Annotated in this window: 2 protein-coding genes; both read left to right on the top strand. The window is 38.7% G+C overall.

Annotated elements, in window-relative coordinates; genetic code table 11:
- On the top strand, positions 1-517 hold a 517-nt coding region (locus FHL06_RS14335), incomplete at its 5' end, for an aminotransferase class I/II-fold pyridoxal phosphate-dependent enzyme (protein WP_153387345.1).
- Between the two features lie 24 nt (positions 518-541).
- Positions 542-1003 (top strand): aspartate-semialdehyde dehydrogenase (locus FHL06_RS14340; RefSeq protein WP_475392990.1); only part of this gene is annotated, 462 nt, incomplete at its 3' end.

The following is a 1003-nucleotide window of genomic DNA, read 5'->3' on the forward strand; positions in this document are numbered from 1 at the left end:
CGTTTCTTTGGCTAAGTTAATGCCTGGTAAAACAATTTTGATCAATGGACTTTCAAAATCACATGCTATGACAGGATACAGAATTGGTTACATTGCTGGTCCTAAGGATTTCGTCGAACAAGCTAATAAGATGCATGCCTTTACTGTCACTGCACCTTCTAATCCGGCACAATTTGCTGCTGAAGAGGCCTTGAAAAATGGAATCGAAGATCCAATTGCTATGAGAGACATTTACCAAGAACGCCGAGATTTCTTAGTCGATCAATTAAATGACATGGGTTATAAGACAGCCTTGCCAGAAGGAGCTTTCTACACCTTCTCTGAGATTCCTGCTAAGTACAATCTAAGTTCAATTGATTTTGCTAATAAGTTAGCTACCGAAGGTCTAGTTGGTGTAACACCAGGTGTTGCCTTTGGTAAAGGTGGCGAAGGTCACTTCAGAATTTCTTATGCTGCTTCAATGGAAGATATTCAAGAAGCCATGAAGCGCTTGAGAAAGTTTACAGATAGTTTATAAATTTTATTTAAGGGATGAAGATTTATGAGTGATGGATATACAGTAGCAATTTTAGGTGCCACAGGTGCCGTTGGAACACGTTTAATTCAACAATTAGAGCAATCAACTATTCCAGTATCAAAGGTAAAGCTGTTAGCTTCTTATCGTTCAGCTGGTAAAAAATTAAAATTCAAGGATCAAGATGTGACCGTTGAGGAAGCTAGGCCAGAATCATTTGAAGGAGTCGATTTAGTATTGGCTTCAGCTGGTGGAGCAGTTTCTAAAAAACTTTTACCTGAAGCAGTCAAACGTGGAGCTGTCTGTGTTGATAACACGAGTGCTTTTAGAATGGAAGAAGATGTTCCATTGGTAGTACCTGAGGTTAATGAAGCTGCACTTTATAATCATCATGGTATTATCGCAAATCCTAATTGTTCAACAATTCAAATGATGGTGGCACTTGAACCAATCCGTAAGGCATTTGGTTTGAAACAGATCATTGTTTCA

This window comes from Companilactobacillus halodurans (assembly GCF_009600985.1).
Lineage (GTDB): Bacteria > Bacillota > Bacilli > Lactobacillales > Lactobacillaceae > Companilactobacillus > Companilactobacillus halodurans.